Here is an 11643-nt window from a genome sequence, read left to right as displayed (position 1 = left end):
TCATTTCAGAGCGCGGGCTTCGCGGGCGCGGGCTTCGATCGCGGCCCAGCTTCCGGCGGCAACCTCGGCATCGGGGCTGATCCAGCTGCCGCCGACGCAGATCACGTTCGAGAGCGACAGATAGTCCCGCGCATTCGTGGGCGAGACGCCTCCGGTCGGGCAAAAGCTGACCTGCGGCAGCGGGCCGCCCAGCGATTTCAGCATCTTGGCGCCACCTGCGGCCTCGGCCGGGAAGAATTTCAGCATCGAATAGCCCCATTCCATCGCCCGCATCACCTCGGAGGCGGTGGCCGAGCCGGGCAGCAAGGGCAACTCGGCCTCTTCGCAGGCCCTGACCAGACGTTCGGTCGCACCGGGCGAGACGGCAAAGCTTGCCCCCGCATCCTTGGCGCGCTTGACGTCATCGGGGGTCAGGACGGTGCCGGCGCCGACATGGCCGCCCGGAACCTTCGCCATCTCGCGGATGACATCCAGCGCGGCTTGGGTGCGCAGGGTCACTTCAAGCACCGGCAGGCCGCCCGCGACCAGCGCCGTCGCCAGCCCCTCGGCCTTGCTGGCATCGGCCACGACCAGAACCGGGATCACCGGGGCAAGCTCGCACAGCGCGCGGGATTTCTGCGATTGAATCTCGGGGGTCATGGCAACACCTTCGTGATGGGGAAAGGGGGGCGATTTCGCCCCGCAGATTGCGAAATTTGGGGCGCTAACGCAAGCCGGGTCAAACGCCTGCGCGCGCGTCTTGCGCCGGGTTTCGCCTAGCCGCCAAAGCTGCTGCGGCTGCCCGAACGCGCGGTGGCGCCCGCGCCGAAACCGCCGCGCTGACTGACCTGTGAGGCCGTCATCGGCGGCTTGCCGATGGTCGAGGGCGCGCGCTGGAAGGTCGAGGCCGCGACCTTGCCGGTGCCGCGATTGCTGGCGAAGGTCTGGTCTCCCTTGGGCGTCGAATAGCCGCCCGATGCCGTCCTGACCATCGGCTGCGAGAAGATGCCGCCGCCGCGCGACAGCATCGAACCCATCATGTAACCCACCAGCAGCGGCATGAAGGAAAACCCGCCGCCCGAATTCTGCGCTGCCGGATCGCCTTCGCATTGGCCGGCGCCGTGTTCCTTTTCGCAAAGTTCCTTGGATTCGTAGCGCGGGGCGGTTTCCAGATGCTCCTGTTCGGCGGCGGCGAAGTTCTTGCGGCAGTCTTCCTCGGTGAACCACAGGCCGTTTTCCTTGCTGGCGGCGACGCAGCTTTCCAGATCGGGAAAGCTCTGCGCATCTACGCGGTCGTCCTCGCAGGCGGCCAGGGCCAGCGTGGCGGTTCCGGCCAGAACCAGCGCCACATGGCGCGAGCGTTTGCGGATGGAATGGATCTTGGTCATGACTCAGCCCTCGATGAAATGCGGCTTGAAGCGCGACAGGTTGTGGGTGATGCGCGAGTGATCCTCGCGCAGGCCAAGGCCCCGGCAGGAGCGGCCGATGATCCATGCCCCCAGAATCGGGTGGAAGCCGCCGAAATCGGGCAGCCGCGCCAGCCCCTGCACGATCATCGGATGATGCGAATAACTGTCATCCTGGGTCTGGGCGATCTCGCGGCCGTTTTCCCAGATGCTGACGCCGGCGCCCTCGCGCGAAAAGATCGGCTTCAGCACATGGCCGCGCGCCAGCTCGTCCCGCGCCGCGTCAAAGGCCGCGGCGACAGCGGGGGCAGGGGCGCCGCCTTTCAGCGCCTCGGCGATGTCTTCAAGGAAAAACGCCGGTAACAGGTTCGGGTGGCCGGGGAACATCTGCCACAAAAGCGGCAGCAGGCCCTTGTTCGACAGGATCGCCTTCCATGGCGGTTCGATGAAACGGGTCTGGCTGCTTTGCAGATGCGGCGCGAACTCGTCGCGCAGCATGTCCTCCCACGGATAAAGCTTGAACAGCGTGCCGATGACGCGGGACTGGTCGTCGGCGAACTGCCCGTCTTCGGTCAGGCCGATCTGCGCCAGCGGCGTGAACTGCGCGCCCAGATCCGCCTCGCGCGCGGCCCAGGCCAGGGTCTCGACGGTGGCGTAATCCTCGGGATTGTCGGGGTCGCCGGCGAAATGCACGGTCTCGCCGGGCTGGCAGATCTCGGCCCAGCGTTCGACCAGCGCCTCGTGGATGCCGTTGAACTGGTCGGTCTCGGGGCCGAGCACGCCCGCCTCTTGCTGCTGTTCGAACCACAGCCACTGGAATGAGGCGGATTCGTAAAGCGCGGTCGGCGTGTCGGCATTATATTCCAGCAGTTTCGCCGGGCCGCTGCCGTCATAGGCCAGATCCATGCGGCCATAAAGTTCCGGCTCGTTATGGGCCCAGCTTTGGGCGAGCAGATCCCAATGGGCGCGCGGAATGCCCAGGCGCGTCAGCCAGACCTCGTTCCCGATCACCTTGGCCACGGCTTCGCGGCACATGGCATGCAACTCGGTCGAAGGGTCCTCGATATCCTGTTCGATCTCGCGCAGGGTAAAGCGATAGGCGCTGGTTTCGTCCCAATAGGGCTCGCCCTCCATGTCGGCGAAGGTAAAGCCCAGTTTTTCGGCTTCGTCGCGCCAGCCGGCGCGCTCGGGCAGGTCGATCTTGTCCATGGTCACTCCTTCATTCCGACATGAAGGACGCAGGACCCGCGTGCAAGCCCGGCTAGCAAAATTTGATCCCGCCGGGGCCATGTAGCAAGGGGTTGCGACAAAGAATAGTTCGCGCCCAGCTCTTGTAATTCCAGTCTCGGAAAACCGGGGTAACAACAGGGAAGACCCATCATGCAGAATCGATTCCCGCTTCGCGCGCTGCTTATGGCATCGGCCGTGTCCATGACGGCACCTGTGTCCGCCGCTTATGCCGGGACCCCGGCCGACACGCTGGTCGTCGCGGCGTAGATCGACGATATCATCAGCATGGACCCGGCGCAGAGCTTTGAATTCTCGGGCCAGCACGTCATCAACAACCTTTACGACCAGCTTGTCGATTTCGACCCGATGGACATGCAGGCCGGCATCAAGCCCTCCATCGCCTAGGGCTGGGAGGTCGGCGAGGACGGCAAGACCATCACCTTCACCATTCGCGACGGCGTCAAGGTCCAGTCCGGCAACCCGGTCCGCGCCGAGGATGCGGCTTGGTCATGCAACACGCGGTCAAGCTGAACAAATCCTCCGCCTTCATCCTGACGCAATTCGGCCTGACGCCGGAAAATGCCGAGAAGATGGTGACGTTCGAGGGCAACCGCCTGACCCTGAAGCTGGACCAGCCCTATGCGCAATCCTATGTGCTGAACTGCCTTTTGGCCGAGGCCGCCTCGGTCGTCGACAAGGAAACCGTGCTGAGCCATGCCGAGGGCGAGGATTTCGGCAATGCCTGGCTTTCTACCAATTCCGCAGGCTCCGGCCCGTTCTCGCTGGGCGGCTGGCGTCCCAACGAGATGGTGCAGCTGGCCGGCAATGCCGAATATTTTCAGGGCGCGCCGGCCATGGCGCGGGTGATCGTGCGCCATGTACAGGAAAGCAGCGCCCAGCGGCTGTTGCTGGAGCAGGGTGATATCGACGTGGCGTGGAACCTGACCCCCACCGATGTCGATGGCATCGCCGGCAATGACAAGCTTGCCACCGGCAATGAGCCCAAGGGCCGCATCCTTTACATGGGCCTGAGCCAGAAGGACCCCTTGCTGCAAAATCCGGCAGTGGTTGAGGCGCTGAAATACCTCGCCGATTACAAGGGGATAGAGCAGAGCTTCCTCAAGGGGAAATGGAAGACGCATCAGAACTTCCTGCCCGAAGGCTATCTGGGCGCCTCGGACGAAAATCCCTGGAGCTATGACGTCGAGAAGGCGAAAAAGATCCTCGCCGATGCCGGCGTCAGCTCGGGCACCGTCAAGACCGTCGTTCGCGACATCCCCGAATATGTCAATGTCGCGCAGACGCTGCAGAACGCCATGGCGCAGGCCGGGCTGACGCTGGAAATCCAGCAGATGACCGGGGCGCAGGTGCTGGACGCTTACCGCGCACGGCAGGTGCCGATCTTCCTTGGCGAATGGGGGCCGGACTATGCCGACCCGAACACCAATGCCTCGACCTTTGCCTATAACCCGAACAATGCCGACGATGCCGGCATCTCGCAGCTCGCGTGGCGCAATTCCTGGGCGGTGCCGGATGCGATGAACAAGGCCACCATTGACGCCACGCTGGAGGGCAATACCGACAAGCGTGTGCAGATGTATCTGGATATCCAGAAGGAGTATCGCGAGATCGCGCCGATCATCCCGCTGTTCCAGAAGATCGAACAGGTCGGGATGCAGAAGAACGTCCAGCACTGGACGAGCGGCGGCGCGGTCAGCTCGGCCATGTATCGTCAGGTCACGAAAGGGTAACGGGTGAGCCAGACCGACACAGCCAGCGGCGGGGGGCAGGGTCTGCCCCCCGCCAACACGCCTCCCGCCAACACGCCGCCCAAGGCCGAGGCGCCGTCGCATCGGGGCGCGCGGCTGCGCAGGCGCGCGCGCAGCCTTGGCGGGCTGGTGCTGTCGCTGGCGCTGACGCTGCTGGGGCTCTTGCTGATCACCTTCATCATTGGCCGCGTCATGCCGATCGACCCGGTGCTGAAGGTGGTGGGCGAGCGCGCGACGCAGGCGCAATATGACGCGGCCTATCAGGCGATGGGCCTCGACAAGCCGATCTGGCAGCAATTCCTGCGCTATGTCTCCGAGGTGCTGCGGGGTGATTTCGGGCGCTCGATCTCGACCGGGCATCCGGTGTCTGAGGACCTTAAGCGGGTGTTTCCGGCAACGGTCGAACTGGCCACGCTGGGCACGCTGATCGGGGTCTGCGTGGGCGTGCCCCTGGGCGTGATCGCGGCGGCGCGGCGCGGTGGCTGGATCGACCAGATCGCCCGCGTGCTGGCGCTGGTCGGCTATTCCATGCCGATCTTTTGGCTGGGGCTGATGGGGCTTCTGCTGTTTTACGGCATCCTTGGCTGGATCGGCGGGCCGGGACGGCAGGGCATCATCTATGACGGCATGGTGCCGACGGTGACCGGCATGATCCTGATCGACAGCCTGATCGCTGGCGACTGGGGGGCGTTCCGCGACGCCTTCAGCCATATCGTGCTGCCCGCGAGCCTCTTGGGCTATTTCAGCCTTGCCTATATCAGCCGCATGACCCGCAGCTTCATGCTGGAACAGCTTTCCTCCGAATATGTCACCACCGCCCGCGTCAAGGGCCTGTCGGAAGCGCGCGTGGTCTGGGGCCATGCCTTCCGCAATATCCTCGTGCCGCTGATCACGGTGATCGCGCTCAGCTTTGGCGGGCTGCTCGAAGGTTCGGTCCTGACCGAGATCGTCTTCAGCTGGCCCGGCATCGGCCAATACATCACCAAGGCGCTGCTGGCGGGCGACATGAACGCGGTTCTGGGCGGTACGGTGCTGGTCGGCGCCTGTTTCGTCGGCCTGAACCTGATTTCGGACCTTCTTTACCGCGTTCTGGATCCGAGGGCATCATGACCGATATCCCGACCCGCGAATGGCTGCTTTCCGACGCGCCCCAGACCCGCGCACAGGCGCGGCTGGGCGCGATCTATCAGGGCTGGCTGACATTTCGCGCCAACAAGCTGGCGATGTTCGGGCTGATCATTCTGGTCCTGCTGCTGCTGATGGCGATCTTCGCGCCATGGCTCGCGCCGAAGGACCCGTTCGCGCAGGATCTTGCCGGGCGGCTCAAGCCACCATCGGCGGCGAACTGGCTGGGCACGGACGCGCTGGGGCGCGATATCCTGTCGCGGCTGATCTATGGCTCGCGGATCACGCTGTTCATCGTCGGCACCGTGGCGCTGGTCGCGCCGGTGATCGGACTATTCGTGGGCACGGTCGCGGGCTTTGCCGGGGGCTGGGTCGATCAGGTGCTGATGCGCATCACCGACATCTTTCTGGCCTTTCCCAAGCTGATCCTCGCGCTGGCCTTTGTCGCGGCACTTGGGCCGGGGATCGGCAATGCGGTGCTGGCGCTGGCCATCACCTCATGGCCGCCCTATGCGCGGCTTGCCCGGGCCGAGACGCTGACCATCCGCAATGCCGATTACATCGCCGCCGCGCGGCTGCAGGGGGCGGGCCCCTTGCGGCTGCTGATCGGCCATGTCTGGCCGCTCTGCATCTCGTCGATGATCGTGCGGGTGGCGCTGGACATGGCGGGGATCATCCTCTCGGCGGCGGGTCTCGGCTTCCTTGGCCTTGGCGCGCAACCGCCGATGCCGGAATGGGGGGCAATGATCTCGGACGGGCGGACCTATATCCTTGATTTCTGGTGGGTCGCGGCCATGCCCGGCATGGCGATCTTTATCGTCAGCCTGGCCTTCAACCTCTTGGGCGACGGGTTGCGCGACGTCCTCGATCCGAAAGGGGCCAAGGAATGAGCCCGCTTCTGTCGGTCCGCAACCTGCGCGTGAGCTTCCCGACCCGTTCGGGCACGTTCGACGCCGTGCGCGGCGTCAGCTTCGATCTTGGCCGCGAAAGGCTGGGGGTCGTGGGCGAATCCGGTTCCGGCAAGTCGATGACCGGCCGCGCCATCCTTGGCCTTGTGCGCCCGCCCGGACGGGTGACGGCGGACCGGATGGAGCTTGACGGCCAGCCGATCCTGAATCTGCCCGAACGCCAGATGCGGGCCCTGCGCGGCGCGCGCATCTCGATGGTCATGCAGGACCCCAAGTTCAGCCTCAATCCGGTCATGACCATCGGCCGCCAGATCACCGAGGGCTATCGCCTGCACACCCGCACCACCCCGCAGGCCGCGCGCGACAAGGCGCTTGAAATGCTGCGGGCGGTTCAGATCCGCGACCCCGAACGGGTCTTTGACGCCTATCCGCACGAGGTTTCGGGTGGCATGGGCCAGCGCATCATGATCGCCATGATGCTGGCCCCCGACCCCGAAATCCTGATCGCCGACGAACCCACTTCGGCCCTCGACGTCTCGGTCAGGAACGAGGTCCTGCGCATCATGGACAAACTGGTGCGCGACCGCGGCATGGGCCTGATCTTCATCAGCCATGACCTCAACCTCGTCGCCGAATTCTGCGACCGGGTGCTGATCATGTATGCCGGCCGCGTGGTCGAGGAACTGCCCGCCCATGACCTGAAAAACGCCCGCCACCCCTATACGCAGGGCCTTCTGAACAGCCTGCCGCGCCTCGACCATCCGGTCGAACGCCTGTCGGTCCTGCAACGTCAGGACAGCTGGCGCGACGAGGAAATCGCCACCCCATTCCCCGGAGGCCTCTGATGCATCTTTCATGCCCAAATATCCTCCGGGGGTCCGGGGGTGGAAAACCCCCGGCGCCAGGGCCGATCCCATGCTGAACATCGACCATCTCGACGTCTGGTTCGGCGACCCGCCCGAACGCGTGGACGCGGTGAAATCGGCAGGCTTCACCGTCGCACAGGGCGAAAGCTTCGGCCTTGTCGGCGAATCCGGCTCGGGCAAATCGACGATCCTGCGCGCGATCACCGGGCTGATCGGCACATGGTCGGGCCTGATCGAGGTCGATGGTGAAAAGGTCAGCGGCCAGCACCGTTCGCGCGCATTCCACAAGACCGTGCAGATGGTGTTTCAGGACCCCTATGCAAGCCTGCATCCGCGCCACTCCGTGGACCGCGTGCTGTCCGAGACCCTGCATCTGCAGGGCATGGACCAGATCGACGCCCGCATCACCCGGCTGCTTGACTCGGTGGGCCTCGGCAAGGGGTTTCGTTTTCGCTATCCGCACCAGCTTTCGGGCGGTCAGCGCCAGCGCGTGGCGATCGCGCGCGCATTGGCGGCCGAGCCGCGGCTTTTGCTGCTGGACGAGCCGACAAGCGCGCTGGATGTCTCGGTGCAGGCCGAGATCCTGAACCTGCTCACCGATCTGCGGCGGGAACGCGGCCTCACCTATGTCATGGTCAGCCATGACCTCGCGGTGGTGGCGCATATGTGCGACCGTCTTGCCGTCATGCGCGGCGGCGAAATCGTCGAGGTGATGGAGGCCGCACGCCTGCGCGCCGGGGATCCCGCCTCGGATTATGCGCGTGCGCTTCTGGCCGCCAGCGCCGGTTTCGCGCGCGAAGGTGCGCCGGGATAGGTTCAGCCCGGCAGGTCCAGACTGGCCCGCAGCCCGCCCAGACCAGATGCGCGCTCCAGCCCCAGCCGCCCGCCATGCAGCGCGGCCAGATCGCTGACGATCGCCAGTCCCAGCCCGGTGCCGGGCGGGCCGTTTTCGTCCAGCCGGGTGCCGCGCGACAGGGCCTGCGCATAGTCCTCTTCGGACATGCCCGGCCCGTCATCCTCGATGGCGATGAGCAGCCGGTCCGTGCCCTGCGCCCGGCCCGAGATGCGGATCCGCCCCGTTGCCCATTTCACTGCGTTCTCGACCAGATTGCCGATCATCTCTTCAAGGTCCTGACGCTCCCCGGCAAAGGCGAGGGAGGGCGGCAGTTCGACCTGCACCGTCAGCCCCGAATCCGTGATCGGGCGGCGCAGGACCAGCAGGATATCCTCGACCACCGGCGCGACCGGCGTATGGCTGCCCAGAAGCCGCGCCGCGCCCGAGCTGCGCGCGCGCCGCAGGTGCCAGCCGATCTGGCGGTCCATGCGCGCGACCAGCGCGTGGCCGGGATGATCCGGGGGCAGGCTGTTATCCAGCGCCGCCAGCGGCGTTTTCAGCGAATGCGCCAGATTGCCGACATGCTCGCGGGTCCGCGCCAGCACCTTGCGGTTCTGCTCGATCAGGGCGTTGATCTCATGCGCGACGGGGCGCAGCTCGGCGACGCGGGGCAGGGGCAGCGCCTCGGATCTGCCGGCGCCGATCTCGCGGATGTCGCGGCCCAACCGGTCCAGACTGCGCAGTCCCGCCGCGACCTGAAAGAAGCTCGCCAGCGCCAGCGCCAGCCCCAGCACCGTCAACGAGATTGCCAAGGGACGGCGCAGCCGCGCCATGCTGTCGTCGATCTCGGCCTGCGGGGCAGTGACGGTCACCGCCAGCGCGCCGCTGCTGTCGGGCAGCGTAAAGCGATAACGGGTGACGCGCAGCGCCGCGCCGTCCGGGCCGATCCCCGCCCCGCCGGAAAAATCCGCGTCCGGCGGGTTCAGCACATTGTCAAACAGTGAGGGCGACTTGGCCACCACCCGGCCATCCTGTGCCAATTGCCAGAACCAGCCCGAAAACGGGATCTGAAAGCGCGGATCGCTGGGGGCGGGGCCGGCATTCAGCCGCCCGGCATCGTCGATGGTGGCGCCGGCGATCAGCGTATCGGCCACGGCCGAGGTCTCGGCATCGAAGCGGCCGGCGATGAAATCCTCAAGGATGGCGGCGATGGCCAGATAGCCCGCGACCAGCGCCACGCCCGTCAGCACCATCGCAAGGCCGATCAGCCGCCCCCGGATCGAATCGCGCGGCAGGATCAAGACGCGCTCCGCAGGACGTAACCCTCGCCGCGGCGGGTCTCGATCAGACCCTCGCCGATCTTCTTGCGCAGGCGGCCGATCACCACCTCGATCGATTTGAAATCGCGGTCGGCGGCGGCGTCGTAAAGATGCTCGGACAGTTCCGTGCGGCTGACGATGCGGTTCTGGTGGTGAATCAGGTATGACAGGATCCGGGTCTCGAAGCTGGTCAGCTTCAGCGCCAGACCGTTGCGGGTGATGACGCCCAGCTGGCTGTCCAGCTGCAGCGGCCCGGCCTTGATGACGGCCTGCGCGTGACCGGCGGCGCGGCGCACCAGCGTCTGGGCGCGGATCACCACCTCCTCGAGCCGGAAGGGTTTGACCGCATAATCGTCGGCCCCGGCGCGGAACCCTGCCACCTTGTCGGTCCAGTCGCCGCGCGCGGTCAGGATCAGGACCGGCATGGTCACGCCGCCCTGCCGCCAGCGGGTCAGCACCTCGATGCCGGGCAGACCGGGCAGGCCCAGATCCAGCACCGCCAGATCATAGCTTTCGGTCGCGCCCAGAAACTCGCCTTCGGTGCCATCATGGGCGATATCGCAGGCAAAGCCGCCGTCGCGCATGGCGCCGGCCAGTTGCCCGGCCAGCGCGGGGTCATCCTCGACGATCAGGCATTTCATCGGTCATGTCCTTTCCGCCGCGCCTTGGTCAGCCCGGCACCGGCAACCTCGAGAAAAGCGCCGCTGCGCGCGTCGATGCGGATGCGCAGCACGTCGCGCGCGGGCGTCAGCATCCGCAGCTCATGGACCAGCGCCACGCCGCGATCTCGCTCATGCGGGGTGGGGCCGGTCAGGCGGGCGGCGATGATGCGGCCCTCAAAGCGGGCGCTGGCGATCTCGATCGCGCGCCGCAGCGGGATCAGGCGATATTCGTTGTCGTCAAGCCTGTCGAATTCGGGCGCCCAGCCATGCCCGGGATCGTCCGGGAACTCTGCCCCGCCATCGCGCGGCCCTGCCGCCGCCGGCAGGGCTGCCGGCAGGGCCAGTGCTGCGCAAAGCGCGATCAGGGGCGTGCAGAGACGGGTCATCGTGCCTATCTAATGCGGCAAATCCAAACGAATGCCAAACGGACTGTTGGCCTTTGGTTGGTAGAGGCCGGGGTATTTCCCGATTCGGAAGGGGCACCGAACCAGTCCCCGAGTTTGGAAGGAACCAGAAATGAGCAGAAAACTGACCACCTCGATCGCACTGACGGCATTGCTGGCGGTGATGGGCGCAAGGGCTATGGCGCAGGATGGCGCGCCGGTTCCCCCTCCGGCGGCCTCGACGCCCGCGCCAACCGTGGCGCTGCCGCAGATCTTGCAGGATGCCGGCCTGACCGATGTAAGCCGAGACGAATTGTGGCGCGGCGGCACCCGCATCCAGGCCACGCTGCCCGATGGCGCGAAGATCGGCGCCATGCTGGCCGAGGACGGCACCCTGCGCGGCCTGCGCATGCAAGACGATGCGGCCGTGCTGCCGCAATCGCTGGTCGACAAACTGGTGCCGCAGGCGGTGCGCGACAATGGCGTCTATGCCCAGATCGACAAGCTGGGTGCCGTCTTTACCGATGAGCGCGGGGTGATGCTGGCCGGCACGGACGCGCAGGGCAGCGAAGTGCGCGCGGCCTTCGCACAGGACGGCACGCTGATCCGCTTTGGCCGCGGCGATGGCGAGATGGAACTGGGCAAGGATCGTGGCCGGGGTCGGGATGGCAAGCATGGTCATCGCTGGCACAAGGGCGGCCATGACGACGATCACGGCAGGCATGACAGGCATGGCGCAACGCATGACGGCAACCGTGACTGGGAAGATCACGATGACCATGACGGGAAACGCGAGGGGCGCCGGGGACCGCCTCCGGGCGACATGCCGCCGCCGGACATGCCTCCGCCCGGCGACATGCCTCCGCCGCCGCCCGCGCCTGACCAGCAGGGCGCCGCGCCGATGCCGCCGGTTGACGGCGAGATGCGTCAGGGCGCGGCCACGCCGCTGAGTGTCGATCCGGGCGAGATGCGCATGGCCTTGACCGAGGCCGGCTATAGCGGAATCGGTGAAATCACCCAGAACGGCCCGCGCGTTCTGGCCATGGCCACCAACCCCGAGGGTGAGCCGGTCGCGGTCGAGCTGGATCCGCAAGGCGAAGTGCTGCGCGAAATCAATCGCTGATTGCTCAACAAAACCCCGTCTGGCCGCGCGAAATCCGC

General features: G+C 66.2%; 13 protein-coding genes. 7 read left to right on the top strand and 6 right to left on the bottom strand.

The features are described 5' to 3' along the window. The 3 genes from eda to DFP89_RS01665 all read right to left on the bottom strand — a co-directional run bounded on the left by eda (window position 1) and on the right by DFP89_RS01665 (window position 2594). Window positions 1–639, bottom strand: coding sequence for a bifunctional 4-hydroxy-2-oxoglutarate aldolase/2-dehydro-3-deoxy-phosphogluconate aldolase (gene eda / locus DFP89_RS01675; protein ID WP_114347636.1), 639 nt, complete (start codon window positions 637–639; stop codon window positions 1–3). Between the two features lie 116 nt (window positions 640–755). After that, window positions 756–1367, bottom strand: coding sequence for a DUF1190 domain-containing protein (locus DFP89_RS01670; RefSeq protein ID WP_114347635.1), 612 nt, complete (start codon window positions 1365–1367; stop codon window positions 756–758). Between the two features lie 3 nt (window positions 1368–1370). After that, window positions 1371–2594 carry a glutathionylspermidine synthase family protein gene (locus tag DFP89_RS01665; protein WP_114347634.1) on the bottom strand — a complete coding sequence of 408 codons (1224 nt, stop codon included), beginning with the start codon at window positions 2592–2594 and terminating at the stop codon, window positions 1371–1373. A gap of 456 nt (window positions 2595–3050) precedes the next feature. On the opposite strand from DFP89_RS01665, the gene DFP89_RS21080 reads away from it, so the two are divergent. The 6 genes from DFP89_RS21080 to DFP89_RS01640 all read left to right on the top strand — a co-directional run bounded on the left by DFP89_RS21080 (window position 3051) and on the right by DFP89_RS01640 (window position 8097). After that, window positions 3051–3146, top strand: coding sequence for a hypothetical protein (locus DFP89_RS21080; RefSeq protein ID WP_342770931.1), 96 nt, complete (start codon window positions 3051–3053; stop codon window positions 3144–3146). Continuing rightward, the gene (locus DFP89_RS01660; RefSeq protein ID WP_342770930.1) at window positions 3125–4366 is read left to right on the top strand and encodes an ABC transporter substrate-binding protein; all 1242 of its coding nucleotides are present in this window, start codon (window positions 3125–3127) and stop codon (window positions 4364–4366) included. Before DFP89_RS21080 ends, DFP89_RS01660 begins: the two co-directional genes overlap by 22 nt. A gap of 114 nt (window positions 4367–4480) precedes the next feature. Continuing rightward, window positions 4481–5494 (top strand): ABC transporter permease, encoded by a 1014-nt coding sequence (locus tag DFP89_RS01655; protein WP_114347805.1) that lies wholly within the window; start codon window positions 4481–4483, stop codon window positions 5492–5494. After that, window positions 5491–6399, top strand: a complete 909-nt coding sequence (nikC, locus tag DFP89_RS01650; protein ID WP_114347633.1) for a nickel transporter permease — start codon at window positions 5491–5493, stop codon at window positions 6397–6399. The genes DFP89_RS01655 and nikC overlap by 4 nt, the downstream gene beginning before the upstream one ends. Beyond that, a complete protein-coding gene (locus DFP89_RS01645) occupies window positions 6396–7262 on the top strand; it encodes an ABC transporter ATP-binding protein (protein ID WP_114347632.1) in 867 nt (288 codons plus the stop codon). The genes nikC and DFP89_RS01645 overlap by 4 nt, the downstream gene beginning before the upstream one ends. 70 nt (window positions 7263–7332) lie before the next feature. Beyond that, window positions 7333–8097 (top strand): ABC transporter ATP-binding protein, encoded by a 765-nt coding sequence (locus DFP89_RS01640; protein ID WP_114347631.1) that lies wholly within the window; start codon window positions 7333–7335, stop codon window positions 8095–8097. 2 nt (window positions 8098–8099) lie between these two features. On the opposite strand, the gene DFP89_RS01635 is transcribed toward DFP89_RS01640, so the two are convergent. From DFP89_RS01635 to DFP89_RS01625, 3 genes are read right to left on the bottom strand one after another with little or no spacing between them, the layout of a single operon-like run. Further along, a complete protein-coding gene (locus DFP89_RS01635; RefSeq protein ID WP_114347630.1) occupies window positions 8100–9419 on the bottom strand; it encodes a sensor histidine kinase in 1320 nt (439 codons plus the stop codon). Then, window positions 9416–10078, bottom strand: coding sequence for a response regulator transcription factor (locus DFP89_RS01630; protein WP_114347629.1), 663 nt, complete (start codon window positions 10076–10078; stop codon window positions 9416–9418). The genes DFP89_RS01635 and DFP89_RS01630 overlap by 4 nt, the downstream gene beginning before the upstream one ends. After that, window positions 10075–10485, bottom strand: a complete 411-nt coding sequence (locus DFP89_RS01625; RefSeq protein WP_114347628.1) for a PepSY domain-containing protein — start codon at window positions 10483–10485, stop codon at window positions 10075–10077. The genes DFP89_RS01630 and DFP89_RS01625 overlap by 4 nt, the downstream gene beginning before the upstream one ends. A gap of 130 nt (window positions 10486–10615) precedes the next feature. Here DFP89_RS01625 and DFP89_RS01620 point away from each other — a divergent pair, with 130 nt between their 5' ends. Beyond that, window positions 10616–11605, top strand: coding sequence for a hypothetical protein (locus DFP89_RS01620; protein WP_114347627.1), 990 nt, complete (start codon window positions 10616–10618; stop codon window positions 11603–11605). Window positions 11606–11643 lie beyond the last annotated feature (38 nt).

This window comes from Paracoccus lutimaris (assembly GCF_003337565.1).
GTDB classification, from domain to species: domain Bacteria; phylum Pseudomonadota; class Alphaproteobacteria; order Rhodobacterales; family Rhodobacteraceae; genus Paracoccus; species Paracoccus lutimaris.
Note: the sequence above shows the minus strand (reverse complement) of the source record. Positions and strands in the feature narration are given on the sequence as shown.

What these genes read in the sequence shown, in the direction of transcription:
- eda (WP_114347636.1), bottom strand. Translation starts at nt 639, where the DNA reads ATGACCCCCGAGATTCAATCGCAGAAATCCCGCGCGCTGTGCGAGCTT.
- DFP89_RS01670 (WP_114347635.1), bottom strand. Translation starts at nt 1,367, where the DNA reads ATGACCAAGATCCATTCCATCCGCAAACGCTCGCGCCATGTGGCGCTG.
- DFP89_RS01665 (WP_114347634.1), bottom strand. Translation starts at nt 2,594, where the DNA reads ATGGACAAGATCGACCTGCCCGAGCGCGCCGGCTGGCGCGACGAAGCC.
- DFP89_RS01660 (WP_342770930.1), top strand. Translation starts at nt 3,125, where the DNA reads ATGCAACACGCGGTCAAGCTGAACAAATCCTCCGCCTTCATCCTGACG.
- nikC (WP_114347633.1), top strand. Translation starts at nt 5,491, where the DNA reads ATGACCGATATCCCGACCCGCGAATGGCTGCTTTCCGACGCGCCCCAG.
- DFP89_RS01645 (WP_114347632.1), top strand. Translation starts at nt 6,396, where the DNA reads ATGAGCCCGCTTCTGTCGGTCCGCAACCTGCGCGTGAGCTTCCCGACC.
- DFP89_RS01640 (WP_114347631.1), top strand. Translation starts at nt 7,333, where the DNA reads ATGCTGAACATCGACCATCTCGACGTCTGGTTCGGCGACCCGCCCGAA.
- DFP89_RS01630 (WP_114347629.1), bottom strand. Translation starts at nt 10,078, where the DNA reads ATGAAATGCCTGATCGTCGAGGATGACCCCGCGCTGGCCGGGCAACTG.
- DFP89_RS01625 (WP_114347628.1), bottom strand. Translation starts at nt 10,485, where the DNA reads ATGACCCGTCTCTGCACGCCCCTGATCGCGCTTTGCGCAGCACTGGCC.
- DFP89_RS01620 (WP_114347627.1), top strand. Translation starts at nt 10,616, where the DNA reads ATGAGCAGAAAACTGACCACCTCGATCGCACTGACGGCATTGCTGGCG.